Origin of the sequence: Micromonospora sp. NPDC047670, from assembly GCF_043204915.1 — a bacterium.
Taxonomy (GTDB): Bacteria; Actinomycetota; Actinomycetes; order Mycobacteriales; family Micromonosporaceae; genus Micromonospora.
The window spans coordinates 74,614-99,720 of record NZ_JBIDDA010000001.1 but is presented as its reverse complement, the minus strand read 5'-3'; the positions used below and the strand labels follow the sequence as shown (position 1 = coordinate 99,720).

Below are 25,107 nucleotides of genomic sequence, written 5' to 3'. Positions count from 1 at the left end.
CGGAGATGCCGGACAACGTCGAACTCGTCGCGGTGGTCTCCGGGGCCGCCTGCGTGGCCGGGCTGCTGCTGGCGGTCGTCGCGCTGGTCGGCACCCGCCGGCCGCCCGGCCGGCCCGGCGCGGGCCGGGGGCTGGACCGCCTGTGGAAGGGCTCCGGCGCCACCCCGCGCGAGCAGCGGGCCTACCAGGCCCTGCTGGTCGGCGCCCTGGTGGCCGGCGCGCTGGCCTTCCTGGTCACCGGCCTGCCGGTGGTCGGCCTGCTGGTCGCGGTCGCGGTCCCCGGCACGCCGTGGCTGTTCTCCGTCGGCAAGGCCGAGCAACGCGCCATCGCCCGCATCGAGGCGGTCGGCGAGTGGACCCGCCGGCTCAAGGACGTCTCCGCCACCGGCCAGGGACTCCAGCAGACGATCATCGGTACGGTCGCCACCGCCCCGGAGGAGATCCAGGAGGAGGTACGGCTGCTCGCCGCCCGCCTCCACGCCGGCTGGCTGGCCCGCTCCGCGCTGCTCGCCTTCGCCGACGAGATCGGCGACCCGGTCTGCGACCAGGTGGTGGCGGCGCTGATCCTGCACGTCACCGACCGGGGCGAACGCCTCGGCGACGTGCTCGGCTCGATCGCGCAGGCGGCGGCGGCCGAGGTCGCCACCCGCCGGGAGATCGAGGCGAAGCGCACCCAGCCCCGGTTCGCGGTCCGCTTCCTCACCGGGATGACCCTGGCCACCGTCGCGTACGGGCTGCTCAACACCGAGTACGTCAGCCCCTACGGCACGCCCTTCGGCCAGCTCGTGATGGCGGCCCTCGGCGCGGCGTTCGTCGGCCTGCTGGCCTGGGTGCGGTCCATGAGCCAGCCGCGCCGGCCGGCCCGCTTCCTGCCCGCCCCCGACCCGCAGGAGGTGCTGGCGTGACCACGTACGGGCAACGCGCGGGCGCCGCGGTCCACGTGCCGGCGCCGGCCCGGCGCGCCCCGGCCGACGTCGGGAACGGGAGGCCGGTCCCGTGATCCTCAACTGGCAGCTCGCGCTCGCCGTCAGCGGCGGGGCGACCGTCGGGCTGGGCGCCTTCCTGGTGGTCCGCGAGCTGGTGCCGGCCACCCCGGCGCTCGGGCCCGCGCTGCGCCGGCTGCACCAACCGCCGGGCGGCGGGCAGCTCACCACCCCCGCCGACCGGCGGCTGGAGTGGCTCACCGGGCTGTCCCGCTGGCTGCGGCCACCGCACCGGCAGCTCGCCCTGATCGACCGGAGCCCCGAGCAGTACGCCCTGTCGATGCTGCTCTCCGCGCTGATCGGGCTCGCCGCGCCGACGCTGCTCGGCGCCACCCTGTTCGCCGTCGGGGTCCGGCTGCCGGTGGTCGTGCCGGTGCTCGGCAGCCTCGGGCTGGCGCTGCTCTGCGCCCTGGCCGCGCACCGGGCCGTGCTCGACCGGGCGGACAAGGCCCGCGACGAGTTCCGCCAGGCCGTCTGCACCTACCTCGATCTGGTCGCGTTGCAGCTCTCCGCCGCCCACGGGCCGGTGCAGTCCCTGGAGCGGGCGGCCGCGGTCTGCGACGGCTGGGTCTTCGACCGCATCTCGGAGGCCCTGCGGATCGCCCAGATGCAGATGCACTCGCCCTGGGACGAGCTGCGCGACCTGGCCGAGCGCATCGGCATCCCGGAGCTGGGCGACGTCGGAGCCATCATGCGCGCCTCGGGCAGCGAGGGCGCGCAGGTGCACGAGACCCTGCGCAGCCGGGCCGACTCGCTGCGCGACCAGATCCGCACCGACAACCTGGCCCGTGCCGAGGGGGTGACCAGCCGGCTCGACATCCCCGGGGCGCTGCTCGTCTTCGTCCTGCTCGGCTTCGCCGTCTATCCGTTCATCGCCCGCCTGTGATCCGACCCCGAGAGAAGGAGCACGTCATGTCCGTCATCACCTACCTGCACGTCGCGCTGGCGGCGCGGCTGGCCGAGCTGCGCCGCGACGGCGACCGGGGCGACAGCCCCGTGCCCACCGCCGTGATCATCTTCGGCCTGGTCGCCGTCGCGATGGCGGTCACCGCCGCCGCCCTCGGCGCGGCCAACGACTGGATGGACAACATCCCGACCCACCAGGACCCGAAGTAACGCCGGGCCGTGCGCCGAGCAGACTCCGTACCGGGACGCCGGGTGGCCACCGCCGCCCGGCGTCCCGCCCTGGCCGCCGAGCGCCGCCCCGTCCCCGCCGGGGCCGGTCCCGGCGGCTGGCGTCCCGTCCCGGCCGTCGCCCGGCGCCTCGCGGCCGGCGGGGCCGACCGGGGCGCCAACCCCGTCGAGCTGGCGGTGGCGATGCCGGCGATCCTGCTGCTGCTCTTCGCCTCGATCCAGACCGCCGCCTGGTTCGTCGCCCGGTCCACCGCCCTGAACGCGGCGCAGAGCGCGGTCAACGCCCAGCGGCTGCACCAGGCGCCGCCCGGCGCCGGCGAGGCCCGGGCCACCACCTTCCTGCGCGCCGCGGGCGGCTGGCTCGTCGACTGGGACGACCCCGCCCCGAGCTGCCAGACCAGCGCCACCGAGGTGACCTGCACGGTGCACGGCCGCTCCCTGTCGGTCGTACCCGGGGTCGACTTCCCGGTGCGGCAGACCGCGCACGGGACGGTGGAACGGTGGACGACGCCGTGAGCCGTACCGCCGAGCGGGGCTCGGTCTCGATCGAGGTGGCGGTGCTCGCCCCGGCCTTCATCGCGCTGATCGTGCTGGCCGGCGTCGCCGGGCGTACCGCCGTGGCGGCCGAGGCGATCGACGCCGCCGCCCACGACGCGGCCCGCGCCGCCTCGATCTCCCGGGACGCCCGCACGGCCCGGGCGGAGGCCCGGGACGCGGCCCGCCGGCAGCTCGACTGGCGCGGCCTGGACTGCGTCGGCGCTCCGCAGGTGACCTTCAGCGGCGCGGTACGTGGTCGCGCCACCAGCTTCGACGCGGCGTTCCGCAGCCCGGCCGGGCAGGACGCCTCGGTCACCGTCCGGATCGCCTGCACGGTCTCCTACCAGGACCTGCGCCTGTCGGCCCTGCCGGGGATGCCGGCCGGCAGGCGGGTGTCGGCGAGCTTCACCTCGCCGCTGGACCGCTACCGGAGTCGGGGATGACCGCCCGTCACGGCCGGCCCGGCGGACGGGACGACGGGCGGGTGAGCGTCTTCCTCGCGGTGGCGATGGTGGGGGTCCTCGCCGTCATCGGCATGGCCTTCGACGGCGCGGGCCAACTGCGCACGTTGCAGCGGGCCGGCAACCTCGCGGCCGAGGCCGCCCGCGCCGGTGGCCAGGCCATCGACCGGGCCACCGCCATCGAGGGCGGGCCGACGCGGATCGACCGCCCGCAGGCCCGCCGGGCCGTCGCCGCCTACCTCGCCGCGGCCGGCGTCACCGGCCACGCCGTCAGCTTCCCGGTGGTCGACGGGGAGACCCGGGTCCGGGTACGGGTCACCGTCACGCACCACCGATCCATGCTCGGCCTGTTCGGCTTCGACGAGACCGTCACCGTCTCCGGCGAGGCGACCGCGCGGCCGCTCACCGGGGCACCGTAGGAAGGAAGGCAGCCATGGCCGCATCGGGGCGTTCCGCCGTACGGCGGACCGGACGCATCCTGACCGGGTTCGGCGCGCTCGTCGTGCTCTGCGCGGTGCTGGCCGGCGCGCCGGTGGCGCTGCTCGCCCTCGCCGGCAACCCGCTGCCCGACCACCTGCCCACCGTCGCGGAGATCGGCGCGACCCTGACCAGCCGCGACGACGGGCGGCTGTTCCTGCGCGCCCTGGCGCTGGCCGGGTGGTTCGGCTGGGCCACCTTCGCCCTCTCGGTGCTGGTGGAACTCTGCGCGCAGGCGCTGCGCCGGCCGGCGCCCCGGCTGCCCGGCATGAGCCGCCAGCAGCGGGCGGCCGCCGCGCTCGTCGGGTCGGTCGCGCTGATCGTCGCGGCCAGCCCGGCGGCGAGCGCGGCCACTGCGGTCGCCGGCCCGTACGCCCCGCCGGCGCCGACCACGGCGACCGCGGCGGCGGTCACGCCCCGGGCCGCCTGGCCGGACTCCGCCGCCCCGACCGTCCAGCCGGTCGCGGGCCGGGCCGGCCCGGTGACCCGCGCCGCCCCGGCGGTCCAGCCTGTTCCGGCGGACCCGGACGAAGACCCGGCGGTCTACCGGGTCGCCCGGGGCGACCACCTGGGCACCGTCGCCCAGCGCTACCTGGACGACTTCGGCGACTACCGCGAGCTGGCCGCGCTGAACCGGCTCGCCGACCCGGACCGGATCCACCCGGGCCAGTTGCTGAGGCTCCCGCAGGAGGCCGAGGACCGGGGTGCCCGCCGGCACGCCACCGGCCACCTCGTCGCCCGCCCCGCACCAACCGCCCCGGCCCCCCGGCCCGCGCCGGAACAGGCCGCGCCGGAACAGGCCGCGCCGGAGCGGCCGACGTCACCCCCGCCGGCGGAGGCCCCCGCGCCGCCGGCGGACGCGCCCGGCGACGACGGTCCGACGGTGACCGTCGGGGCGGCCCGGCCCGGCGAGCCCGACCGGGTGAACCGGCCGCTCGCGGTCTCCGCCGTCCTGGCGGTGGCGAGCATCGTCGGCGCGCAGATCGGCGCGGTCCTGGGCCTGCGCCGCCGCCCCGCCCCCGTACCGGCCGGCACCAGCACGGCACGCCGCTCAGGTGCCGGCGGCGGCGCGAGCAGCCACCGCGGGGCAAGCGGCCACGGCGGCGCAAGCGGGCACGGCGGCGCAAGCGGCCAGCACGGCGCGAGCGGGCACGGCGGCGCAAGCGGGCACGGCGGCGCAAGCGGCCAGCACGGCGCGAGCGGGCACGGCGGCGCGAGCGGGAACCGGCACGCCGGACCGGTGGTCGGTGCCCAGGCGCGGGCGCACGCCGACGCCACCCGGGAAGGCCCCGTCGGCCGCCACCGCCGCCCCTGACCCACGCCGGGACTCGCGCTCCGGCCAGGACGTTGCTGCGGGGCACGCCGATCAGGACGACAACGACGGCAGGCGGGAGGGTGCGGCGGGGGCGGTCAGGGGAGGCGGGTCTCCAGCATGCCGTTGACGATGCGGGTGGGCAGGACCTGCTGGTCGTTGCCGGACGGCCCGTGCACGACCTCGCCGCCGTTGAGCCGGAACGTGCTGCCGTGCCAGGGGCAGACCACGCACTCGTGCCCGTCGACCTCCCGCACCTCGCCCTCGCCGAGCGGGCCGCTCTGGTGCGGGCACCGCTCCAGCATCACGGTCACGTCGTCGCCGTGTCGGTAGAGGATCACCGAGACGTCGTCGACCTCCCGGGTGATCAGCTTCCGCTGCGGCAGAGTGGCCATGTCGGCGATCGAGTGCCAGCCGTCGCTCATCCGGTGCAGTTCGGAGATGCTCTGGTTGACCTGCGCGCCCTGCTTGTACGCCAGGTGTCCGCCGAGGTAAGCCCCCATGCTCGCGGCGCTGAGCCCGAGGAAACCCAGCGTACGGCCGAGGTTGTGCCGGCCGGACATCCGGGCGGCGACCGAGCCGGCGTAGAACGCCAGGCCCACGCTGTTGGAGGCGGCGTGCACCAGGCCGATCCGGCGCTGGTCGCGGGCGAGCGCCGCCCAGTCGTTGAGCCCGGCGACCGCCGCCGGCAGCGCGCTGACGGTGCCCACCGCGCAGAGCGTGGTGGCGGCCCTGCGCTGCCCCGGCATCAGGTCCAGCACCGCGGTGCTGATCCACGCGCCGACCGGCACCTGCACCATCGCGGGGTGCAACGGGTGCCCCAGCCAGACGCCGTGCAGCAGGTCACGGACCCGCTGCGGACGGAGGGTGGCCTGGACGGCGCGCTGCAACCGGTCGCCGATCCGGTCCAGCCCGGAGGCCTGCTCGATCTTCGTCATCAGTGCTCGCACCCGTACCGACTTCCCGGCAGGAGCGGCCGCAAACCGGTCGCCGGTGACGGATCCGCAGCGGTACGTGACGAGGCCCCTGCCGGCCCACAACCGGACGCGCCGCCCCCGAGGCGGTGAGGTCGGCGCCCGGCAGAGCCGAGAGGCGCAACTTCCCGGAAAGAGTGGCCTCGGCACGCCGGGAGGCGACTCTTTCCGGGAAGTTGCGCCGCCGGCCGCCTGCGTCCGCGCCGGCCGGGTCCGCCAGCCGGGTCCGCCGGTGGTTGGGTCAGGGGCCCGGGGGCGTCCAGCGGTCGTGGTGGATCGCCTCGGCCAGCGGGCGCTTCTGCCGCCAGCCGTGCCGGGCCAGGTCGGGCACGCGCTCGAAGTGGGTGACCGGGCCGACGCAGAGCCACGCCACCGGCCGTACGCCGTCGGGGATGCCGAGCAGGTCCGCCAGCCACGGCTCGCGGTAGAACGACACCCAACCGACGCCGAGCCCTTCGGCGGTCGCGGCCAGCCAGAGGTTCTGGATGGCGAGGCAGGCCGAGTAGAGCCCCGTGTCGGCGATGGCGTGCCGGCCGAGCACGGCGGGGCCGCCCCGGGCCGGGTCGTAGGTGACCACCACCGACAGGGTGGACTCCAGCACCCCGTCGATCTTGATGCGGGCGAACCGCTCGGCCGCCTCCCCCTCCAGCGTGGCGGCGAAGGTCTCCCGCTCGGTGTGGACGTGCTCGTGGAACCGGCGCCGCAGCTCCGGGTCCCGCACGACGATGAAGTCCCAGGGCTGGGAGTAGCCGACGCTCGGCGCCGCGTGCGCCGCCGCCAGCACGCGGTGCAGCGTCTCCTCGGGCACCGGCGCCCCGGTGAACTGGGCGCGTACGTCCCGGCGGCGGTGGATGACGTCGTACAGATCCAAGGCAGGCTCCCGCTGCGCTCGGCCCACGCTCCGGGCGTGGGCACCTGACGCGAGGCCGGTCTTCGGACTCCCGGATCGACGCCTGGCCGTCCGCCTTCCCGGCCCGTCCGGGCCAGTGGCTGCGCTCTCGCGCGTGGACGGTGGCTCCCCGGTCACCGCGGCGGGCCCGTGCCGGATTCGCACCGGCTTCCCGATTCTCCCCGCTCGCGCGGGGCACCTCACATGATCGTGCCGCCCGGCATGGTAGCGGGATCGGCGGCGCACCGCCGACGGGCGGGTGCCCGGCGTCGCCGGGGCGGGCGTGGAAATCCGGTCGCGCGGCGCGCCGTCCGCGAGCACCGTGGTCCGGGTGTACGCACTCGCCTCCCGCCCGCTGCCGGCCGGCCACCCGGCGGCCCGGCTGACCGTCGCCCTCGGCCGGCCCCGGGCCGTGCCGCCGCCCCTGCTGATGCTGCTGGGCATGCTCTCCACCCAGGTCGGGGCGGCCGTCGCCAAGCAGCTCTTCGGCAGCACCAGCGCCGGCGGTACGACCACGCTGCGGCTCGGCTTCGCCGCGCTGATCCTGCTGCTCGTCGCCCGGCCCGGGCTGCGGCTGGGCTGGCGCACCGCCGGCCTGGTCGGGGCGTTCGGGCTCACCCTGGCGCTGATGAACCTCGCCTTCTACGCGGCCCTGCACCGGGTGCCGCTCGGCGTCGCGGTCACCATCGGCTTCGCGGGGCCGTTGCTGGTGTCGCTCGCCGGCAGCCGCCGCCCCGCCGACGTGGCGTGGGCGGTCCTGGCCGGCGGCGGGGTGCTGCTGATCAGCGGGCTCGGCGGGACCGGGCTGGACCGGGTGGGGCTGCTGCTCTGCGTCGCCATCGCGGTCGGCTGGGCCGGGTACGTGCTGCTCGGCAAGGCGGTCAGCGCCCGCGTGCCGGGCAGCCGGGGTCTCGCGCTGGGGATGGCCGTCGCCGCACTGGCCGTACTGCCGTTCGGGGTCGCCGGCAGCGGCACGGCGCTGCTCGACCCGTGGACCCTCGCGCTGGGCGTCGCGGTGGCGCTGCTGTCGTCGGTGCTGCCGTACTCGGCGGAGTTGGCCGCGCTGCGCCGGATGCCGGCCCGGGTCTTCGCGATCCTGCTCAGCCTGGAGCCGGCGATCGGCGCGCTGGTCGGGCTGGTCCTGCTGGGCGAGGTGCTGGCCTGGCCGCAGGCGGTCGGGGTGGCCTGCGTGGTCGGCGCCGCGCTGGGCGCGACCCTGGTCCGCCCCCGACCGGCAGAGACACGCTGATCCCCTTGGGCCGACGGCGGCGGGATCCGCGCCCGGCCGCCTAGCGGAGGTTGCGCAGGGCGTCCTCGATCGCCCGGTGGAACGTCGGGTACGCGTAGATCATCTGCCGGAGCCGGCCGAGCGGCACGGCCGCGTGCACCGCCACCGCCAGCCCGGAGAGCACCTCGCCGCCGGCCGGGCCGACCGACGTCGCGCCGACCAGTACGCCCCGGTCGGCGTCGGCGACCAGCTTGACGAAGCCCTCGTTGCCGCTCTTGTGGATCCAGCCCCGCGCCGACGACGGCAGCTCGGAGAGGCCGACCTGCACGTTGATCCCCCGCTCGCGGGCCTGCCGTTCGGTGAGGCCGACCGCGCCGACCTCGGGGTCGGTGAAGGTGACCCGGGGCAGCGCGCGGTAGTCGGCGCGCGGCACCGCGCCGGCGGAACCGTCCGCCCCGGCGGCGCCCGACGCGCCGACCGCGCCGCCCGTCACGCGGGCGGTCCCGCTGGCGTCCGGCCCGCCGTCGGCGCGCGCGACGTGGTCGAGCACGTCGGCGACGACGATTCCCGCCTGGTACATCGCGACGTGGGTGAACGCCCCCTCGCCGGTGACGTCGCCGACCGCCCAGATCCCCTCCGTGACGTGCAGCCGGTCGTCGACAACCAGGTAACGCTGCCCGGCGTCCACCCCGACGGTGTCCAGGCCCAGCTCGTCCAGGTGGGCCCGGCGGCCGGTCACCACCAGCAGCCGCTCGGCGGTGAACCGCGCCCCGCCGGCCCCGCGCAGGGTGAAGCCGCGCCCGTCGTGGCCGACCCGCTCCGCCCGCACCCCGGTGTGGATCTGGACGCCGTCGGCGCGCAGCGCGGCGGCGGCCACCTCGGACGCCTCGGGCTCCTCGACGGCGAGCACCCGGTCCGCCGCCTCGACGACGGTGACCCGGACCCCGAACCGGGCGAAGACCTGGGCCAGCTCCAGACCGATCGCGCCGCCGCCCAGCACCAGCAGCGACTCCGGCAGCTCCTCGACCTCGATCGCCTGGCGGTTGGTCCAGTACGGCGTGTCGGCCAGCCCGTCGACCGGCGGCACGGACGGCTTGGTGCCGGTGCCCAGCACGATCCCGTGCCGGGCCTGGAACACCCGCTCGCCGACCCGGACCCGGCCGGGGCCGTCGAGGCGGGCGCTGCCCCGGACGAACCGGCCGCCCTTGCCGGTGAAGCGTTCCACCGCGACCGTGTCGTCCCAGGTGTCGGTGGCCTCCTCGCGGATCCGCTTCGCCACCGGCGCCCAGTCGGGCCGGACCTCGGCGGCGCCGGCGAGCCCGTCGATCCGGCGCGCCTCGGCGATCGCGTTGGCCGCCCTGATCATCATCTTGCTCGGGATGCAGCCCCAGTAGGGGCACTCCCCGCCGACCAGGTCGCGCTCGACGCCGACGACGGTCAGCCCGGCCTCCGCGAGCCGGCCGGCCACCTCCTCGCCGCCGACCCCGAGCCCGACCACGACCACGTCCACCACTTCCGGCTCCGCCATCCCGCCAGCATTGCGCACCGCCCGGTTGCGGGCCAACGATCACCCCCGGAATTCCGCTGCCCGTCGGCTCCCGGCCGCCTACGGTGGCCGGATGCGCGCACGCTTCTCCGCCGTCCACGACTGCTTCGCCGAGCTGCTCGCCGCCGGCCGGGAGACCGGGGCCGGCCTGGCGATCTGGTACGACGGCGAGCCGGTCGTCGACCTCGTCGGCGGCGTGCGGTCGCCGGGGCGGGCGTGGCGGCCGGAGACGCTGGTGAACGTCTACTCGGTCGGCAAGCCGGTCGCGGCGCTCTGCCTGCTGATGCTGGTCGACCGGGGCCGGCTCGACCTGGACGACCCGGTCGCCGCGCACTGGCCCGGCTTCCGCACCCCGGCCACCGTCCGGCAGGTGCTCACGCACACCGCCGGGCTGCCGGCCTTCCCGGTGCCCCGGCCGGCCGCCGCGATCGCCGACTGGGACCTGCTCTGCGCCGACCTGGCCGCCGCCGAGCCGGAGTGGCCGCCGGGTTCCGTCGCGGGCGAGCACGCCTGGACGTACGGGCACCTGGTGGGCGAGCTGGTGCGGCGGGTCGACGGTCGGCCGGTGGGCCGGTTCCTGGCCGAGGAGATCGCCGGGCCGTGGCGGCTGGACCTCGGCTTCGGCCTCGGCGAGGCGGACCAGCGGCGCTGCGCCGAGCTGCGGTACGGCGATCCGGCTTGGCCGGACCGGGCGGCCGGTGAGCCGGGCTCGCTCTGGGCGCGGGCGCTGGACAACCCGCCCGGCGGGCGGGACCTGGCCGTGGTGAACAGCCCGCTCTGGCGGGGCGCCGAGGTGCCGGCGGTCAACCTCCACTCGACCGCGGGCGCCCTGGCCCGGCTCTACGCGGGCCTGCTCGCCGGCGGCGTCCTCGACGGCGTGCGCCTGTTCGGCCGGGAGTTGGTGGCCGAGGCGGCGCGGGTCCAGTACGACGGCGACGACCTGCTGCTGGGCCGGCGTGTCCGGTGGACGCTGGGCATGCAGTGGGAGGAGGACGGGAGCTGGGGCATGGCCGGGATCGGCGGCAGTTCCGCCTGGGCCGACCCCGGGCGCGGCTACACGTTCGCCTACGCCACGTCCCACCTGGCCGACCACGACCGGGTCGACGCACTGGTGGACGCCCTGCACTCCTGCCTCTGACCGCCCCCGGCGGGCGCGCTCGCCGGAGGCGACCGGGTCACCGGGTCGGCACGCTCACCGGCTCGGCACGGGCACCGGGGTGGGCGCCGGGGCGGGCGGCCCGGGCACGACCACCGGCGTGCCGGCCGGGGTGACCAGGGCGCGGGCGGCCACCGCCAACCGGCGGCGCCGCGGCACCCCCGCCCGGCCGGCGAAGACGTCGTAGTCCCGCGCGGCCACCTCGTCGAGGATGCCGCCGTAGAGCGCGTACGCGGTGCGCATGCACGCCTGCGAGGCGGGCGCGAGCAGCGTGATGCCGGGCGCGGCGGCGGCGTAGTGCGCCTGGGCGCGGCTCACCTCGTACGCGATCAGCTCCCGGATCCGCGGCGTGGCGCGACCACGGGCGCGGGCCTCGACCAGCTCCTCGCGGGCGACGCCGAACAGGGCCAGGTCGTCGTCGGGCAGGTACGTCCGCCCGCGGTCGAGGTCCTCCGCCACGTCCCGGATGAAGTTGGTGAGCTGGAAGGCGAAGCCGAGCTGGCGGGCCGGCTCCCGGGCGGCGGCCGGGTCGGAGCTGCCCAGGATCGGCAGCATCATCGTGCCGATGACCGCCGCCGAGCCCTCCATGTAGCCGAGCAGGTCGTCGTAGGTGCGGTACGAGGTGACCGTCAGGTCCATCGTCATGCTCCTGAGGAACGACGCGAAGTCGTCCCGGTCGAGATCGAAGACGGCGATGGTGTGCAGCACGGCCGGGAGCAGCGGGTCGTCGACCGGTTCGCCGTGCAGCCCGGCGACGAAGCGGCCCGCCCAGTCGTCGAGGCGCGCCGCCCGCTCGGCCGGCGGCAGCTCCTCGGTCCGGTCGACGATCTCGTCGGCGTGGCGGGTGAACCCGTACAGCGCGTGCACGTGCCGCCGTTTCCATGCGGGCAGCAGCCGGGTGGCGAGATAGTAGGTGCGGCCGTGGTGTCGGTGCAGCTCACGGCAACGGTCATAGGCAGCGGTGAGATCCAGGTCCACCGGCCCTCCTCATTATCGACGCACCAATCGACGCAACACGTAACCCTAGGGTACTCTCGGCCGCATGGCCAACGACGCAGTTGCGGGTAACACCCTCCGCGTGGCCCCGGCCGGACGGGCCGACGGAGACGACCCGGTCCGCGCGGTCCTGGCCGCGTACACGAGGGATCTGGTCTCGGCGGTGGACGACACCCTCGCCGCCTTCCTGGCCACCGAGGTCGCCTCGCTGACCGAGATCGACGCGGCGATGGGCGGCTTCGCCACGACGGCGCGCGACAGCGTGCTGGCCGGCGGCAAACGGCTCCGCCCGACGTTCGCCTACTGGGGCTGGCGCGGCGTGGTGGGCGGCGCCGAGCCGCTGCCGCCCGTGCTGCCGGCGCTCGCCGCCCTGGAGTTGCTGCACACCTTCGCCCTCGTGCACGACGACGTGATGGACGCCTCCGCCACCCGGCGGGGCAGGCCGACGGTGCACACGGCGCTGGCCGCCCGGCACGCCGCCGCCGGCCACCGGGGCGACCCACGCCGGTTCGGCGAGGCCGTCGCGGTGCTGGTCGGCGACCTCTGCATGGTCTGGGCCGACCGGCTCCTCGCGCACGCCGCCCTGCCGCCGGCCCGGCTGCTCGACGTCCGCCGCTGCTACGACCAGATGCGGGTGGAGACGGTGGCCGGGCAGTATCTCGACGTGCTCGGGGAGAGCGACGCGGCGAACTGGACGGTGGACCGCGCGCTGCGGGTGGCCCGCTACAAGACCGCGAGCTACACGGTGCAGCGTCCGCTGCTGTTCGGCGCCTGCCTGGCCGGCGTCGGCACCGACGCCCCGCTGATCGCCGCCTACACCCGCTACGGGCTCGCCGTGGGCGAGGCGTTCCAGCTCTGCGACGACCTGCTCGGCGTCTACGGCGACCCGGCGGCCACCGGCAAGCCGGCCGGCGACGACCTGCGCACCGGCAAGCCCACCGCGCTGCTCATGCTGGCCCGGCAGCTCGCCACGCCCACCCAGCGGCGCGCGCTGGACGGGCTCCGCCCCGGGGCGGGCGACGGGGAGATCGCCCGGCTCGCCGGCCTGGTCGCCGAGACCGGCGCGGTCGACCGGGTGGAGCGCATGATCTCCGACCGGGTCGCCGAGGCGCTGGCCGCGCTCGACACCGCGTCGATCGACGGGACGGCGCGCACCGCGCTCACCGGTCTCGCCACCGCCGCCACCAACCGGCGGGCATGATGGGCAACTTCGCACAAGGAGGTGGTCGCGTGCGCACCGTGAACGGGCGTACGGACCGGGTGGTGGTCGTCGGCGCCGGCCTGGGCGGGCTGGCGTGCGCGCTGCACCTGGCGGGCAGCGGTCGACAGGTGACCGTGCTGGAGCGCGAGCCGGTGCCGGGCGGCCGCGCCGGGCGGCTCAGCGTGGACGGCTACGAGTTCGACACCGGCCCCACCGTGCTCACCATGCCGGACCTGATCGCCGAGGCCCTCGCCGCCGTCGGCGAGGAGCTGGACGACTGGCTCGACCTGACCCCCCTCGACCCGGCCTACCGGGCGTACTACCCCGACGGGTCGACGCTGGACGTCATCACCGACACCACCCGGATGGCGGCCGAGATCGCGCGGGTCTGCGGCCCCCGCGAAGCCGACGGCTACCTGCGCTTCGTCGACTACGCCCGGAAACTCTGGCAGTGGGAACGCGCCGACTTCATCGAGCGCAACCTCGACGCGCCCACCGACCTGCTCACCGGCAACCTCGTGAGGCTGCTGGCGGGCGGCGCCTTCCGCCGGCTCCAAACGAAGATCAACCAGTTCTTCCGCGACCCGCGCACCCAGCGGATCTTCTCCTTCCAGGCGATGTACGCCGGCCTCGCCCCGCACGACGCGCTGGCCATCTACGCCGTCATCGCGTACCTCGACTCGGTGGCCGGGGTCTACTTCCCGCGCGGCGGCATCCACGCGGTCTCCCGCGGCATGGCCGGCGCCGCCGAGAAGCACGGCGTGCAGATCCGGTACGACACCACGGTCACGCGGGTGGAGACCGCGAACGGCCGGGCCACCGGCGTGCTGACCGCGGACGGGGAGCTGATCCCGGCCGACGTGGTGGTGCTCAACCCCGACCTGCCGGTCGCCTACCGCGACCTGCTGCCGCCGGCCCGTCCCCGCCGGCTCACCTACTCGCCGTCCTGCGTCGTCCTGCACGTCGGATCTCGCCAGGGATATGGGAAGATCGCCCACCACAACATCCACTTCGGACGGTCGTGGAAGGGCACCTTCGATGAGGTCATCCGGCGTGGCGAGCTGATGAGCGACCCGTCCCTGCTGGTCACCAACCCGAGCCGGACGGACCCGTCGGTGGCGCCCGCCGGCCGGCACACCTACTACGTGCTCGCCCCGGTGCCCAACCTCGACCGGGCACCCTTCGACTGGCGGGGCGACCTCACCGACCGGTACGCCGACCAGCTCGTCGGCACCCTGGAGGAGCGGGGCTACGCCGGCTTCGGGGAGGGCGTCGAGGTGCTGCGGGCGGTCACCCCGGCCGAGTGGGCCGAGCAGGGGATGGCGGCCGGCACCCCGTTCGCCGCCGCGCACAGCCTCTTCCAGACCGGCCCCTTCCGCCCGTCGAACCTGCACCGGACGCTGCCGAACGTGGTCTTCGTCGGCTCGGGCACCCAGCCCGGCGTCGGCGTGCCGATGGTGCTCATCTCCGGCAAGCTCGCCGCCGCCCGGATCACCGGCGGATCCTGATGGCCCACCCCCGCACAACCGAAAGGCACGCGCCGTGACCACCCGCGAGAAGCACCTCGTCGAACTCGTCGACGACGCCGGACGAGCGCAGGGTGAGACCACCGTCTCCGCCGCGCACCAGCCCCCGGGCCAGCTGCACCGCGCCTTCTCGGTGCTGCTCGTCGACCCCGAGGGCCGGGTGCTGCTGCAACGGCGGGCCGGCGTGAAGACCCGCTTCCCGCTGCGCTGGGCCAACTCGTGCTGTGGCCACCCCGCGCCGGGCGAGTCGCTGGTCGAGGCCGCCAACCGCCGGCTGCGCGAGGAGCTCGGCGCCGAACCGGTCGAGCTGACCGAGGTCGGGGTGTACATCTACTACGCCGAGGACCCGGCCACCGGCCGCGTCGAGTTCGAGTACGACCACGTCCTGCGGGGCGAGTTCCGGCCGGGCGCGCCGCTGCTGCCCGACCCGCACGAGGTGGCCGAGCTGCGCTGGGTCGACCCCGTCGAGCTGGCCGCCGACCTCGACGCCGACCCCCGCGCGTACGCGCCCTGGCTGGGCGGGGTGGTGAACCGGCTGCGGCAACCCTCGGGGCCGTCCGCCGGCGGTCCGGATGCGGCCATGACCCCCTCCGGGCTGCCGGCGGACGACGCGTCGGAGCGGCCGGGTGGTCGATGAGGCGCTGAGCGCGGGGGCCGTGGCCCGGCGGCTGGGGGTCGCCGTCACCACCCTGCGCACCTGGCACCAGCGCTACGGGCTCGGCCCGAGCGAGCACGTCCCGGGGCACCACCGGCGCTACACGCCGGCCGACCTCGCGCGCCTGGAGATCATGCGGCGGCTCACCGCCCAGGGGGTCACCCCCGCCGAGGCGGCCCGCTGGGCCCGCCGGGCGCCGGACACCGCGCCGACCGACGCCGGCACGCGCCCACGCGCCCGCACCACCGGCACGCGGGACGGCGGCGGCCTGACGATCCCGGTCGGCCGGGCCGGGCCGGCTGCCCGCGGGCTGGCCCGCGCCGCCATGCGGTTGGATCCGGTCGCGGTCAACGAGGCGATCGCGCACGCCATCGAGGCGGACGGGGTGGTCGCCACCTGGGACCGGCTGCTGCGCCCGGTGCTCGTCGGCATCGGGGAGCGACACGCCGCCACCGCCGGCCTGATCGAGGTCGAGCACCTGATCTCGCGCTGCGTGTCGGAGGCGTTCGCGGCGGTCACCCGGGCCGGCGCGCCCGCCGAGCCGCCGCGCGTCCTGCTCGCCTGCGCCGACGAGGAGCAGCACAGCCTGCCGCTGGAGGCGCTCGCCGCCGCGCTCGCCGAGGCCGGGGCGGGCTACCGGATGCTGGGCGCCCGGGTGCCGGCGGCGGCGCTGGTCGAGGCGGTCAACCGGACCGGGCCGGCCGCCGTGGTGATCTGGTCGCACACCCGGGCCACCGCCGACCCCGCCCAGCTCGCCGCCCTGCTCGCCGCGCCCCGCCGGCCGCTGCTGGTGCTCGCCGCCGGGCCGGGCTGGCTGGCGGACTCGCTGCCCGCCGGAGTGGTGCGGCCCGTCGACCTCACCGAGGCGCTCTCGCTGGCGCTGGCCGTACGCGACTCGCTGGACCAGTCGACGACGGACTGACCGGGGGTGCGGGGACGGAACGCCGTCCACTAGCGTCGGGGGCTGCTGACCCCCGACCCCCTTCGGGAGCGAACGATGCGCCCACGCGCCGTACTGGCGTCCGGTCTGGCCCTGGCCCTCCTCCTCGGCGGCTGTGGCGACACCACTCCGTCCGCGTCGGAGCCGGCCGGCCCCAGCCCCGTCGCCTCGGCGCCGCTGCCGCCGGAGCCGAAGCCGACCGCCAGTCCACGTCCGACCCGCACCACGCCGCCGCCCAGGCGGCCCGTCCGCCCGCTGCCGACCGCGCTGCCGGCGGGCCTGCACCGCACCACCGGCGCGCGGACGGTGGCGCTGACCTTCGACGACGGGCCGGACCCGGTCTGGACGCCGAAGGTCCTCGACCGCCTCCGCGCGGCCCGGGTCACGGCCACGTTCTGCGTGGTGGGCACCCAGGCCCGCCGCCACCCCGACCTGATCCGGCGGATCGTGCGGGAGGGGCACCAGCTCTGCAACCACAGCTGGCGCCACGACATGGACCTCGCCCGGCGACCGGTCGCCGAGATCCGCGCCGACCTGGCGCGCACCAACGCGGCCATCCGGGCGGCGGTGCCCGGCGCCAAGGTGCCGTTCTACCGGCAGCCGGGCGGCCGGTGGACCCGCGAGGTGGTGTCCGTCGCCAAGCAGCTCGGCATGCGGTCGCTGCACTGGAACGTCGACCCGCAGGACTGGGGCAAGCCGACCGCCGCGACGATCACCAAACGGGTACGCGCCGCGGCCCGGCCCGGATCGGTCGTGCTGCTGCACGACGGGGGCGGTGATCGCGGTGCGACGCTGGCCGCCTGCCCGCACCTGATCATCGACCTGAAGCGCCGCTTCGGCATCGCGCGGCTCCGCTAGAACGCCTCTGACCTGCGGTTTTGCGGGCCGGTGTGGCTAGGGCCATACCGGTTTGGTCGACCGGGGGGCCATCACGTAAGCTATCCAAGCCTCCGGCGGGGCCGGATGGGAGCAAGTCCGCTTGAAGTTGCGAGTGTGCAATGATGGCGGGGCCGCCCTCATCGTCTAGCGGCCCAGGACGCCGCCCTTTCAAGGCGGTAGCACGGGTTCGAATCCCGTTGGGGGCACGGTCCGGCTTCGGCCGGAGGCAACAAAGCTAGGTCCTGTGGAGCAGTTGGAGTGCTCGCCGCCCTGTCAAGGCGGAGGTCGCGGGTTCAAGTCCCGTCAGGACCGCAGCGCTTACGCCGCGCCCATCATGCGCGGCGTTCTGCGTATCGGAGCGTGTGACCCTCCCGGCGGAGAACCCGCCGTGCGGGTAGCATGAACCGAGCAACACGGCCAGGTAGCTCAGTTGGTACGAGCGTCCGACTGAAAATCGGAAGGTCGGCGGTTCGACCCCGCCCCTGGCCACATAGCCTTTCGCCGGGCTACTGAAGATCCCCACCTGCGGAAACGCCGGTGGGGATCTTCTTGTACGCCCTCCTGACGGACGAACGGCGGTGGCGCCGGCCCGCGTCAGCGCCCCTGTTGCCGGTGCTGGGCGATCCCGCTCTGGATCGCCTCCCACACGCTCCGCCCGGCCTGCCGCAGCGTCTCCCCCGCCTGCTCGGCGAGCTGCGTCGCGCTCGGCGGCGCGCCAGCGGCGTCGTCGGGCCGCGTGCCCGGCCCGCCCCCGGGTCGGTCCTCGGACGGCTTGCGTTGGCCGGCCTCCGGCCCGCGGTCCTCCCCGCCCTGGCGCGCGCCACCGCCGGGCTTCTCCGCCGGGGCCGGACCGCCACCCTGCTCGCGCGGCCGGCGGTCGGGCCCGCCCGGCTCGGGGCGCGCCTGCTCAGCCGGGCCCCGCTCGCGCTCGGGCCCACCCCGCTCCTCGCGGGCCTGCTCGGGTCCACCCTGCTCGGGCGGGCCCGCTCCGCGCGCCGACTGCTCCCGGGCGCGCTGGGCCCGGCCCTGTTCGCCACCGCCGCCCGAACCGCTGGCGAGACCGCCGCCGCGCGCCGCCTGGCCAGCGCCGGGCCCGCCGCCCTCCGCGCGGCCGCCGGGCTTCCCGCCCTGATCCGGTGCACCCGGCTTCCCGCCCTGGCCGGAGGTGCCCGGCTCGCGCAGCGACCGGTCGGCGACGGCGCCGATCGCGCCGACCTGCTGGCCGAGTTCGTCGGTCGCGCCGCCGAACCGCTCCGCCGAGGCGGCGACCTGCCCGCTCAGGTTCGTCACCTGTTGCGTCGCCCGGTTCACGTCGTCGACCGAGACGGTCGCCGTACGCGACAGCGCCTCGATGATCTGCGGATTGCGGTCGATGGTCGTCAGCGCCCGGTCCAGGATGTCGACGACCTTCTCCAGACGCACCTTGAGCTGCGCCTCGGCGTGCACCCCGGTGATGTCCAGCTCGACGCCCCGCAGGTGCACCCGCACGCCGGCGTCGAGCTCGAGGAGGTTGGCCAGCCGCGCCCGCAGGGACAGGTCGGCGTCCAGCCCGTCCACGGCGAGCCGGATCGAGTCGACCGACACCTCCGGTACGTCGAGCAGGACGTCCGGCTCGGCCGCCCCCTCTCGTCGGGCTGGTCGCTCACTGACCTGGTCCGGTTCGCGCTGCTGTGCGTTCTCGCTCATGCTCCCCGCTCCGCCTCCTCCGGCCCGGCCGGCCGGGACCGTCCGGCGCGGTTACCCGCTATCCGACCGACCATCCCGCCCTCCGTCCCCGCGCCCCGGCGGGCGGGCGCCACCGGCCGACCTGGCCGTACGCCCGCCATCGCGCGTACGGGAAAGGGGTGTCCGGAACCGGGCAGAACGCGAAGCTGCGCACCCGGGCACCAGCCGGTATGGTCCGGGCCTATGGGACAGGAGATGGCTGACCCGGCCGACATCCGGCAGGAGTCCGAGCGGTTCTCGTTGCGCAGCGTCCTCCTGGTCCACGCCCCCGCGGATCGGGCGTTCGCGGTGTTCACCGACGCCCTGGCGGACTGGTGGGTGATGGAGTACACGTGGTCCGGCCCGGAGCGCCTGGCCGAGCTGGGCATGGAGCCGCGCGCCGGCGGGATGCTCTACGAGATCGGCCCGTACGGCTTCCGCTGCGACTGGGGGCGGGTGCTGACCTGGGATCCGCCCCGGCGGCTGGTCTTCACGTGGCAGATCGGCGCGGACCGGGCGCCGGTCCCGGATCCGGCGCGGGCCAGCGAGGTGGAGGTGCTCTTCCAACCGGACGCACCGGAGCGGACCCGGGTGGAGGTCGAGCACCGGCACTTCGACCGGCACGGCGAGGCCGCCGAGGGCTACCGGCAGGCGCTGACCGCCGGCTGGCAGGAGTTGCTCTCCCGCTACGCCGCCACGGTGGCCAACGGCGCCGGCTGACCGACTCGTCCGACCGACCGGGCCCCGCGCACCGTCACCCGCGGCGCGTCAGCGCCCGATGCCGGGGCGGGTGCCGGGAGCCGTGGCGACACCCCGGCCGCCGAGATCGGCGCGGCGTCCCGCCTCGGCGCCGGAGCCGAACCCGGTGCCGGCCAGCCGACGCGGCGCGGCGGTGCGCAGCCGCGGATACACCTCGGCGACGCGGTGCCGCACGCGGTCCGACCGGTCGGCCAGCACCAGCGCGACCGACGGCCCGCCCGCCTCGGTGGCCGCGTCGATCTCGGCCGCCCTCAGCCGGAAGCCGATCACCTGGGCGAAGCCGGCCAGCCAGGAGCGCCGGAAGGCGGCGGGATGTTCGCCGGGCGGCACCTCGGCCGCGGCCAGCCCGTGCGCGGCCTGCACCAGCAGCGAGGTGAAGAGCAGGTCGACCCGTTCCAGGTCGCTGGCGAAGCCGAACAGGTGCATGGCAAAGCCACTGCCCTGCCGGCGGCGGACGCAGCGGCAGCGGAGCGGGTCGGCGACCGCGGCGAGCAGGCCGGCCTTGTCCCGGGCGTACGGGGCGACGACCTCGACCACCCGGTCGCCCACCGGGTCGGTTGCGGGGTCGCGGGCGGCCAGCAGCGCCCGGTCCACGCCGTAGCGGGCGATCAGCTCGGTCGCCTTGGCGGTGAACGCGGCCGACTCGGCGGGGGTGCAGGCCGGGTCCTCGGCCTGGGCCAGGAGCTTGCGCACCTTGCTGAGCATGGCCTCGGACATGCCCCCAGCCTGTCACGCCGGACGCTCGAGGCGGGACGGCGACCGGCCGGTCGCCGCGCAGGGTGTCGGCGTAGCGACGGCCCGTGTCCGCGCCGTCAGCCCGCCCGGCTGCGCAGGGTCGCCACCGTCGAGCCGGCCAGGGTGAGCAGGCAGTCGGGCAGCAACCCGTCGGCCGCCGCCGCCCCGAACAGCGCCTCGCCGGTGTCGGCGTCGGCGTTGGCGTACGCGCTGACGAACCGGGCCACCCAGCGGGTGTCGTAGTCCGCCTCGTCGATGCCGGGAAAGTCCAGCGCGCAGCTGCCCGGCGGCACCGGCCCGCCGACCATCGTCGCGGCGAGGCACCAGGCCACACCGTACGCGCCGGCCAGGCCGGACCGGTCGACGACCGCGTCGAACGCTCCCACCACCGCGTCGCCGTCCCCGGCCAACGCCGAGCGGAGCACGGCGGTCGCGTCGTCGAGCGTCTGCTGTGGTGATTCGGTCACGCACCGCACGGTAGGGCAGGAGGTCAAGTGACCGAGCCGGAATCACTCTCCGTGAGCATGGCGGGCGACCTGCGGATTGAGTCGCCTCCGTGGTCACGCCACCCGCCTCGGCACGCTAATGTGCGCAGCGGACCTTCGCCGGAGGAAGGACGACCATGCTCAAGTCACGCGCCTCGCGGGCGGCCACCCTGGCCGCCTGCGTGACGTTCCTGCTCGCCAACAGCGCCTGCGGGACCGAGGGCGCCGAAGAGGCGACCACCCACCAGGTGCGCCTCTACGGCACCGACGGCAACATGCTCAACTCCTACCCCGCAGAGCTGAAGGATCGCGCCAGCCTGGTCGACGGCATGAAGGGCACCACGCCCATGACGCCGCTGCCGGAGAGCTTCAAGAACCGGCTACGGTCCGTCGACGCGGAGCTGAACGACTTCGTCTACGCCGCCGAGACGTACGACGCGGTGGTGATCAGCGCGCTCGCCGCCCAGCTGGCCGGCAGCACGGACCCGGCCGCGATCGCCAAGCAGATCGTCGGGGCCACCAACAACGGGCAGCGCTGCGAGGACGTGGCGACGTGCCTGGCGCTGGCCCGCGCCGGCCAGGACATCGAGTACCGCAGCGTCTCGATGACCCGCGCCGGGTTCACCGACGCCGGCGAGCCGGCCACCGCCAGCTACGCCACGGTGCACTTCGACGGGCAGCAGCTCAACGACGGCAAGACGGAGTTCGTCGGCGCCGGGGACGAGTCGGCCGCGAGCACCAAGGCACCGCCGAAGGCGAAGAAGCAGCGCGGTGGCCGCACCGACCGCAGCGACGGCTCTCCGCTGGTGCTGGGCGGCCTGCTGCCGAAGAGCGGTGACCTGGCGCTGGCGTACCCGCAGATGGCCGCCGCGGTCGCCGTCGCGGTCAAGGAGATCAACGCGGCCGGCGGGGTGCTCGGCGAGCCGCTGGTCTGGATCGAGGGCGACGACGGCACCAACCCGGCGGTGGCCAAGGCAACCGTGGCGAAGCACGTCGAGCGGAAGGTGCACGTCATCATCGGCGCCGGCGGCTCCGGGATCTCCCGGGAGGTGCTGCCCGACGTGGTACGGGCCGGGAAGGTCCTGTTCTCCCCGTCCAACACGGACGCCAGCCTGACCGAGCTGGACGACAACGGCCTCTACTTCCGCACCGCCCCGCCCGACAACCTGCAGGGGCGGGCGCTGGCCGACGTGATCCTCCGGGACGGGCCGCAGAAGATCGCGATCGTCGCCCGCAAGGACTCCTACGGCGAGGGCCTCCAGGCCACCGTCAAGGCCGAGCTGGAGCGCGCCGGCGTCGGCGGTGACCGGTTGAAGCTGCTGACCTACGACCCGCCGGCCGACGCCAAGGCCAGCCCCGTCGATTTCACCGCCACCGCGAAGGAGATCAAGGACTTCGGCGCGGAGGCCGTGCTGATCATCGGCTTCGCGGAGTCGGCGCAGGTGATCCGCGCGCTCGCGGACGCCGGCGTGGAGATCCGGCACTGAGCCGCTGACCCGTCGCACTCCGACGGCCGCACCGGTGATCCGGTGCGGCCGTCGTCGTCCGGGGTGCGTCGCCGCGACTCAGCGGGGCCTACGCCGCTCCAGGAACTCGGTCATCCGCCGGTGCTTCTCCTCGTCCTCGAAGAGCACCGCCTGGCTGACCAGGTCGAGGTGCGGGTGGGCGGCGGGCGGCGCGTCGACGGCCAGCTTGGTCAGCCGCAGCGCGAGCGCGGACCCCTTCGCCATCTCGTCCAGCAGCCCGTGGGCGGTGGGCAGCAGCTCGGCGGGCTCGGCGACCACCCGGTTCACCAGACCGATGCGCAGCGCCTCCTCCGCGTCCACCCGGCGGCCGGTGAAGAGCAGCTCCTTGGCCAGGGCCTCCCCGACGAGCGCCGGCAGCCGGTGGGTCGCACCCGCGCCGGCCAGGATCCCCAACCGGACCTCCGGCTGCCCGAACACCGCCCGCGCCGTGCAGACCCGCAGGTCGCAGGCGTACGCCAGCTCGGCCCCGCCGCCCAGCGCGGGCCCGTCCACCGCCGCCACGGTCGGCATCGGCAGTGCCCGGATCCGGGCGAAGGCGGCCGAGTTGATGGCCGCCAGGGCGTCCAGCCGGCCCCGCTCGCGCAGCTGACCGATGTCCGCCCCGCCGGCGAAGATGCCCTCGGTGCCGCCGGTGAGCAGCAGCAGGCGGGGGCGCGCCTCCAGCTCCGCGCAGACCTCATGCAGCTCGGCGATCAGGTCGGCGTCGATGGCGTTGCGCTTCTCCGGTCGGTCGAGCGTGACCACCAGCCGGTCCGGCCGCTCCTCGACCCGCAGCCCGCTCACGCGGTGCCCCCTGCGCCCGCGACCGCGGGGCTCACGGACTCGCTCCTCGCGCTCACGAACGAACCCCGTCTTCCCAGCGGTAGAAGCCCTGCCCGGACTTCTTGCCGAGCTTCCCGGCGGCCACCATCTCCACCAGCAGCGGCGGCGGCGCGAACCGGTCCCCGTACGCGGCCTGGAGGGTGCGCGCGATGTCCAGCCGCACGTCCAGCCCGACCAGGTCGGTCAACTCCAGCGGGCCCACCGGGTGCCGGTAGCCGAGCACCATCGCCTTGTCGATGTCGGCGGGGCTGGCCACCCCGTCGGCGACCATGCGGATCGCCTCCAGGCCGAGGGTGACCCCGAGCCGGGAGGTGGCGAATCCCGGCATGTCGCGTACGACCACGGGATCCTTGCCCAGCCGGCCGGCGAGCGCGACGGCCGCGGCGGTGGTCTCGTCGGCGGTGGCCGGGCCGACCACGATCTCCAGCAACGCCATCGCCCAGACCGGGTTGAAGAAGTGCAGCCCGAGGAAGCGTTCCGGCCGCGCCAGCCCGTCGGCCAGCTCCGCGATCGGGATGCTGGACGTGTTGCTGCCCAGCAGCGCGGGGCGCAGCGCCTCGGCCTCGCGCAGCACCGCCCGCTTGAGGTCCCGCCGTTCCGGCACGGCCTCCACCACCACGGCGGGCTCCGGCGCGACCTCGGCGAGCGCGGCCCGCAGGGTGACCCGCTCCCGGTTCGTCGCGGCCTGGTCGGCGGTCAGCTTCCCGCGCCGCACCGCCCTGTCCCACAGCTCACCGAGCCGGTCCACGGCCGCCGCGCCCCGGGCCCGGTCGACCTCGACCAGCTCGACGGCGTGCCCGGCCCCGGCCGCCACGTACGCGATGCCGAGCCCCATCGTGCCGGCCCCGACGACGACAAAGCGGTCGCTCATGACGCCTCCCTGCCTCCGGCGGCGACCCGGGGTTGACCCGCGCTCCGCCACCCGCTCCACTCGCTCATGGGCCGACCCTATGCAGCGACGCTCTCCCCGGCATGCGTGGGGGCGGCGCGGATCGGGTACGACGGCCGTCAACGACAGGGAAGGACGGGCCGAGATGAGCCAGGCACCGGAGACCGTGGACAGTGCGGGCGCGGCGGAGACCGTGGAGACCCGTGGGGACGAGCGGGTGGACCTGCTGCGTGCCGACACCAACAACGACGGCCGTACCGACGTCTGGGTGGCGGACACCGACGGGGACGGCAAGCCCGACCTGTTCCAGTTCGACACCGACCACGACGGCAAGGTGGACATCACGATGGTCGACCTCGACGAGGACGGCACCCCGGACGAGGTGGTCGACGGCGACGGCGGCCTCCCGCCCGAGCAGCTCCCCCCGACCGTCCAGGTCTGAGGGGTACGCCGGTGTCCGGGGCCCCGCCACCCGGCGGGGCCCCGGCGTCAGCCGGTCAGGCGCAGGGTGGCGAGGTAGTACGGCGCGTCCCGGTCGTCCACGTCGGTCAGTCGCCAGGCGGTGCCCCGGACCAGCCCGGCCAGCTCGTCCGGCGAGCAGACCAGGTAGTCGAACCACTCGGTGCCCAGTTCCCGGTAGCGCAGCCGGAGCCGGAGTTGCCCGCCGAGGCGGCCCCGGCGGCGGTTGCGCTCGTGGTAGCCGGTGTGCAGCGGGTCCCGGGTGCCGTACGGGTCGGTGCCCTGCGCGATGACCTGCGCGCCCGGCCGGGCCAGCGCGGCGAGCGCGGCCAGCAGCACCGGGGCCCGTTCCCGCCCCTCCAGCAGCCCGACGTTGTTGCCGAGCAGCAGGAACGTGTCGTAACTGCGGCCGTCGGCGACGTGCGCGTCGACCGTGCCGTGCACCAGGTCGCGGACGCCCCGCCGGCGGCAGACGGTCAGCGCGCCGGCCGAGGTGTCGAGCCCGGTGACCGGCACGCCCCGCTCCTGGAGCAGCAGCGCGACCCTGCCCGCCCCGACCCCGACGTCCAGGGTGGCGCCCTCGACCCGGTCCACGGCCCGGTGGTCGTACGGCTGCCAGTCCGCCGGGCCGTCCAGGTAGTGCGCGGCGGGCGCGCCGTTGATCAGCCCGTCGTCCCGCTCGATGATCTCGATGACGGGTCGGGGCAGCCGCCCGCCGGCCAGCGGCCGGGGGCCGACGCCGGTGGCCACGGCGAGCGCGTCGCGCAGCATCTCCCCGAACACGTCGCCGATCAGCGGTTCCACCGTCACGGCTTTCACGCTATCCGGCCGGTC

Annotated in this window: 26 protein-coding genes, 3 tRNA genes, 1 pseudogene and 1 riboswitch; of the genes and pseudogenes, 20 read left to right on the top strand and 10 right to left on the bottom strand. The window is 75.8% G+C overall.

Annotated elements, in window-relative coordinates; genetic code table 11:
• Positions 1 to 5 precede the first annotated feature (5 nt).
• From ACGF7U_RS00475 to ACGF7U_RS00445, 7 genes and pseudogenes are all read left to right on the top strand, one after another.
• A complete protein-coding gene (locus ACGF7U_RS00475; RefSeq protein WP_393101935.1) occupies positions 6 to 905 on the top strand; it encodes a type II secretion system F family protein in 900 nt (299 codons plus the stop codon).
• 94 nt (positions 906 to 999) lie between these two features.
• Complete coding sequence (locus tag ACGF7U_RS00470; RefSeq protein WP_393102871.1) at positions 1,000 to 1,869, top strand: type II secretion system F family protein; 870 nt, start codon at positions 1,000 to 1,002, stop codon at positions 1,867 to 1,869.
• A gap of 26 nt (positions 1,870 to 1,895) precedes the next feature.
• Entirely contained in the window at positions 1,896 to 2,099 is a 204-nt protein-coding gene (locus ACGF7U_RS00465; RefSeq protein WP_393101934.1) for a hypothetical protein, read from the top strand.
• Positions 2,100 to 2,108: 9 nt separating this feature from the next.
• Positions 2,109 to 2,633, top strand: a complete 525-nt coding sequence (locus tag ACGF7U_RS00460) for a TadE family protein (RefSeq protein WP_393101933.1) — start codon at positions 2,109 to 2,111, stop codon at positions 2,631 to 2,633.
• Positions 2,618 to 3,097 (top strand): TadE/TadG family type IV pilus assembly protein, encoded by a 480-nt coding sequence (locus tag ACGF7U_RS00455; protein ID WP_393101932.1) that lies wholly within the window; start codon positions 2,618 to 2,620, stop codon positions 3,095 to 3,097. The genes ACGF7U_RS00460 and ACGF7U_RS00455 overlap by 16 nt, the downstream gene beginning before the upstream one ends.
• Complete coding sequence (locus ACGF7U_RS00450) at positions 3,094 to 3,534, top strand: pilus assembly protein TadG-related protein (protein ID WP_393101931.1); 441 nt, start codon at positions 3,094 to 3,096, stop codon at positions 3,532 to 3,534. The genes ACGF7U_RS00455 and ACGF7U_RS00450 overlap by 4 nt, the downstream gene beginning before the upstream one ends.
• A gap of 14 nt (positions 3,535 to 3,548) precedes the next feature.
• Positions 3,549 to 4,628 (top strand): annotated as a pseudogene (locus ACGF7U_RS00445) (LysM peptidoglycan-binding domain-containing protein); the annotation flags it as partial.
• Between the two features lie 374 nt (positions 4,629 to 5,002).
• Here the strand turns inward: ACGF7U_RS00445 and ACGF7U_RS00440 are convergent.
• Positions 5,003 to 5,842: a Rieske 2Fe-2S domain-containing protein gene (locus ACGF7U_RS00440; protein ID WP_393101930.1), complete on the bottom strand. Its 840-nt coding sequence runs from the start codon at positions 5,840 to 5,842 to the stop codon at positions 5,003 to 5,005.
• 277 nt (positions 5,843 to 6,119) lie between these two features.
• Positions 6,120 to 6,749, bottom strand: coding sequence for a 5,6-dimethylbenzimidazole synthase (gene bluB, locus ACGF7U_RS00435; RefSeq protein WP_393101929.1), 630 nt, complete (start codon positions 6,747 to 6,749; stop codon positions 6,120 to 6,122).
• Between the two features lie 35 nt (positions 6,750 to 6,784).
• Positions 6,785 to 6,985: riboswitch (cobalamin riboswitch) on the bottom strand.
• A gap of 113 nt (positions 6,986 to 7,098) precedes the next feature.
• Between bluB and ACGF7U_RS00430 the strand changes: the two genes are divergently transcribed.
• Positions 7,099 to 8,016 carry a DMT family transporter gene (locus ACGF7U_RS00430; RefSeq protein WP_393101928.1) on the top strand — a complete coding sequence of 306 codons (918 nt, stop codon included), beginning with the start codon at positions 7,099 to 7,101 and terminating at the stop codon, positions 8,014 to 8,016.
• A 40-nt stretch (positions 8,017 to 8,056) separates the two neighbouring features.
• On the opposite strand, the gene ACGF7U_RS00425 is transcribed toward ACGF7U_RS00430, so the two are convergent.
• Positions 8,057 to 9,523: a dihydrolipoyl dehydrogenase family protein gene (locus ACGF7U_RS00425; protein ID WP_393101927.1), complete on the bottom strand. Its 1,467-nt coding sequence runs from the start codon at positions 9,521 to 9,523 to the stop codon at positions 8,057 to 8,059.
• Between the two features lie 91 nt (positions 9,524 to 9,614).
• Here ACGF7U_RS00425 and ACGF7U_RS00420 point away from each other — a divergent pair, with 91 nt between their 5' ends.
• Positions 9,615 to 10,679, top strand: a complete 1,065-nt coding sequence (locus ACGF7U_RS00420; RefSeq protein ID WP_393101926.1) for a serine hydrolase domain-containing protein — start codon at positions 9,615 to 9,617, stop codon at positions 10,677 to 10,679.
• Between the two features lie 54 nt (positions 10,680 to 10,733).
• On the opposite strand, the gene ACGF7U_RS00415 is transcribed toward ACGF7U_RS00420, so the two are convergent.
• Entirely contained in the window at positions 10,734 to 11,675 is a 942-nt protein-coding gene (locus tag ACGF7U_RS00415) for a phytoene/squalene synthase family protein (RefSeq protein WP_393101925.1), read from the bottom strand.
• A gap of 64 nt (positions 11,676 to 11,739) precedes the next feature.
• On the opposite strand from ACGF7U_RS00415, the gene ACGF7U_RS00410 reads away from it, so the two are divergent.
• From ACGF7U_RS00410 to ACGF7U_RS00375, 8 genes are all read left to right on the top strand, one after another.
• Positions 11,740 to 12,894, top strand: coding sequence for a polyprenyl synthetase family protein (locus ACGF7U_RS00410; protein WP_393101924.1), 1,155 nt, complete (start codon positions 11,740 to 11,742; stop codon positions 12,892 to 12,894).
• Complete coding sequence (crtI, locus tag ACGF7U_RS00405) at positions 12,894 to 14,402, top strand: phytoene desaturase family protein (protein WP_393102869.1); 1,509 nt, start codon at positions 12,894 to 12,896, stop codon at positions 14,400 to 14,402. Before ACGF7U_RS00410 ends, crtI begins: the two co-directional genes overlap by 1 nt.
• Positions 14,403 to 14,436: 34 nt before the next feature.
• Positions 14,437 to 15,057, top strand: a complete 621-nt coding sequence (idi, locus tag ACGF7U_RS00400; RefSeq protein ID WP_393101923.1) for an isopentenyl-diphosphate Delta-isomerase — start codon at positions 14,437 to 14,439, stop codon at positions 15,055 to 15,057.
• Positions 15,047 to 15,997: a MerR family transcriptional regulator gene (locus ACGF7U_RS00395; RefSeq protein ID WP_393101922.1), complete on the top strand. Its 951-nt coding sequence runs from the start codon at positions 15,047 to 15,049 to the stop codon at positions 15,995 to 15,997. The genes idi and ACGF7U_RS00395 overlap by 11 nt, the downstream gene beginning before the upstream one ends.
• Before the next feature lie 75 nt (positions 15,998 to 16,072).
• The gene (locus ACGF7U_RS00390) at positions 16,073 to 16,873 is read left to right on the top strand and encodes a polysaccharide deacetylase family protein (RefSeq protein WP_393101921.1); all 801 of its coding nucleotides are present in this window, start codon (positions 16,073 to 16,075) and stop codon (positions 16,871 to 16,873) included.
• 154 nt (positions 16,874 to 17,027) lie between these two features.
• A tRNA-Glu gene (locus ACGF7U_RS00385) sits at positions 17,028 to 17,100 on the top strand.
• Between the two features lie 32 nt (positions 17,101 to 17,132).
• Positions 17,133 to 17,206 (top strand) — tRNA-Asp (locus ACGF7U_RS00380).
• Positions 17,207 to 17,309: 103 nt separating this feature from the next.
• A tRNA-Phe gene (locus ACGF7U_RS00375) sits at positions 17,310 to 17,383 on the top strand.
• Positions 17,384 to 17,488: 105 nt separating this feature from the next.
• Here the strand turns inward: ACGF7U_RS00375 and ACGF7U_RS00370 are convergent.
• Positions 17,489 to 18,580, bottom strand: coding sequence for a hypothetical protein (locus tag ACGF7U_RS00370; protein WP_393101920.1), 1,092 nt, complete (start codon positions 18,578 to 18,580; stop codon positions 17,489 to 17,491).
• A 222-nt stretch (positions 18,581 to 18,802) separates the two neighbouring features.
• Between ACGF7U_RS00370 and ACGF7U_RS00365 the strand changes: the two genes are divergently transcribed.
• Positions 18,803 to 19,318 carry an SRPBCC family protein gene (locus ACGF7U_RS00365; RefSeq protein ID WP_393101919.1) on the top strand — a complete coding sequence of 172 codons (516 nt, stop codon included), beginning with the start codon at positions 18,803 to 18,805 and terminating at the stop codon, positions 19,316 to 19,318.
• A 48-nt stretch (positions 19,319 to 19,366) separates the two neighbouring features.
• On the opposite strand, the gene ACGF7U_RS00360 is transcribed toward ACGF7U_RS00365, so the two are convergent.
• Positions 19,367 to 20,074: a DUF2786 domain-containing protein gene (locus ACGF7U_RS00360; protein WP_393101918.1), complete on the bottom strand. Its 708-nt coding sequence runs from the start codon at positions 20,072 to 20,074 to the stop codon at positions 19,367 to 19,369.
• Positions 20,075 to 20,169: 95 nt separating this feature from the next.
• Positions 20,170 to 20,559: a hypothetical protein gene (locus tag ACGF7U_RS00355; RefSeq protein ID WP_393101917.1), complete on the bottom strand. Its 390-nt coding sequence runs from the start codon at positions 20,557 to 20,559 to the stop codon at positions 20,170 to 20,172.
• Positions 20,560 to 20,714: 155 nt separating this feature from the next.
• Between ACGF7U_RS00355 and ACGF7U_RS00350 the strand changes: the two genes are divergently transcribed.
• Positions 20,715 to 22,064, top strand: coding sequence for an ABC transporter substrate-binding protein (locus tag ACGF7U_RS00350; RefSeq protein ID WP_393101916.1), 1,350 nt, complete (start codon positions 20,715 to 20,717; stop codon positions 22,062 to 22,064).
• 78 nt (positions 22,065 to 22,142) lie between these two features.
• Here ACGF7U_RS00350 and ACGF7U_RS00345 read toward each other — a convergent pair whose 3' ends face one another.
• Both ACGF7U_RS00345 and ACGF7U_RS00340 read right to left on the bottom strand, forming a co-directional pair.
• The gene (locus tag ACGF7U_RS00345) at positions 22,143 to 22,886 is read right to left on the bottom strand and encodes an enoyl-CoA hydratase/isomerase family protein (RefSeq protein WP_393101915.1); all 744 of its coding nucleotides are present in this window, start codon (positions 22,884 to 22,886) and stop codon (positions 22,143 to 22,145) included.
• A gap of 52 nt (positions 22,887 to 22,938) precedes the next feature.
• Positions 22,939 to 23,796, bottom strand: a complete 858-nt coding sequence (locus tag ACGF7U_RS00340) for a 3-hydroxyacyl-CoA dehydrogenase family protein (protein WP_393101914.1) — start codon at positions 23,794 to 23,796, stop codon at positions 22,939 to 22,941.
• Positions 23,797 to 23,959: 163 nt separating this feature from the next.
• Here ACGF7U_RS00340 and ACGF7U_RS00335 point away from each other — a divergent pair, with 163 nt between their 5' ends.
• Complete coding sequence (locus tag ACGF7U_RS00335; protein WP_393101913.1) at positions 23,960 to 24,256, top strand: hypothetical protein; 297 nt, start codon at positions 23,960 to 23,962, stop codon at positions 24,254 to 24,256.
• A gap of 47 nt (positions 24,257 to 24,303) precedes the next feature.
• On the opposite strand, the gene ACGF7U_RS00330 is transcribed toward ACGF7U_RS00335, so the two are convergent.
• On the bottom strand, positions 24,304 to 25,083 hold the full coding sequence (locus ACGF7U_RS00330) for a class I SAM-dependent methyltransferase (RefSeq protein WP_393101912.1): 780 nt from the start codon (positions 25,081 to 25,083) through the stop codon (positions 24,304 to 24,306).
• Positions 25,084 to 25,107: the final 24 nt, after the last annotated feature.

Coding starts and splice junctions, on each gene's coding strand:
- ACGF7U_RS00475 (WP_393101935.1), top strand. CDS start 6: ATGCCGGACAACGTCGAACTCGTCGCGGTGGTCTCCGGGGCCGCCTGC.
- ACGF7U_RS00465 (WP_393101934.1), top strand. CDS start 1,896: ATGTCCGTCATCACCTACCTGCACGTCGCGCTGGCGGCGCGGCTGGCC.
- ACGF7U_RS00450 (WP_393101931.1), top strand. CDS start 3,094: ATGACCGCCCGTCACGGCCGGCCCGGCGGACGGGACGACGGGCGGGTG.
- ACGF7U_RS00440 (WP_393101930.1), bottom strand. CDS start 5,842: ATGACGAAGATCGAGCAGGCCTCCGGGCTGGACCGGATCGGCGACCGG.
- ACGF7U_RS00425 (WP_393101927.1), bottom strand. CDS start 9,523: ATGGCGGAGCCGGAAGTGGTGGACGTGGTCGTGGTCGGGCTCGGGGTC.
- ACGF7U_RS00420 (WP_393101926.1), top strand. CDS start 9,615: ATGCGCGCACGCTTCTCCGCCGTCCACGACTGCTTCGCCGAGCTGCTC.
- ACGF7U_RS00410 (WP_393101924.1), top strand. CDS start 11,740: ATGGCCAACGACGCAGTTGCGGGTAACACCCTCCGCGTGGCCCCGGCC.
- crtI (WP_393102869.1), top strand. CDS start 12,894: ATGGGCAACTTCGCACAAGGAGGTGGTCGCGTGCGCACCGTGAACGGG.
- ACGF7U_RS00390 (WP_393101921.1), top strand. CDS start 16,073: ATGCGCCCACGCGCCGTACTGGCGTCCGGTCTGGCCCTGGCCCTCCTC.
- ACGF7U_RS00370 (WP_393101920.1), bottom strand. CDS start 18,580: ATGAGCGAGAACGCACAGCAGCGCGAACCGGACCAGGTCAGTGAGCGA.
- ACGF7U_RS00365 (WP_393101919.1), top strand. CDS start 18,803: ATGGGACAGGAGATGGCTGACCCGGCCGACATCCGGCAGGAGTCCGAG.
- ACGF7U_RS00360 (WP_393101918.1), bottom strand. CDS start 20,074: ATGTCCGAGGCCATGCTCAGCAAGGTGCGCAAGCTCCTGGCCCAGGCC.
- ACGF7U_RS00350 (WP_393101916.1), top strand. CDS start 20,715: ATGCTCAAGTCACGCGCCTCGCGGGCGGCCACCCTGGCCGCCTGCGTG.
- ACGF7U_RS00340 (WP_393101914.1), bottom strand. CDS start 23,796: ATGAGCGACCGCTTTGTCGTCGTCGGGGCCGGCACGATGGGGCTCGGC.
- ACGF7U_RS00335 (WP_393101913.1), top strand. CDS start 23,960: ATGAGCCAGGCACCGGAGACCGTGGACAGTGCGGGCGCGGCGGAGACC.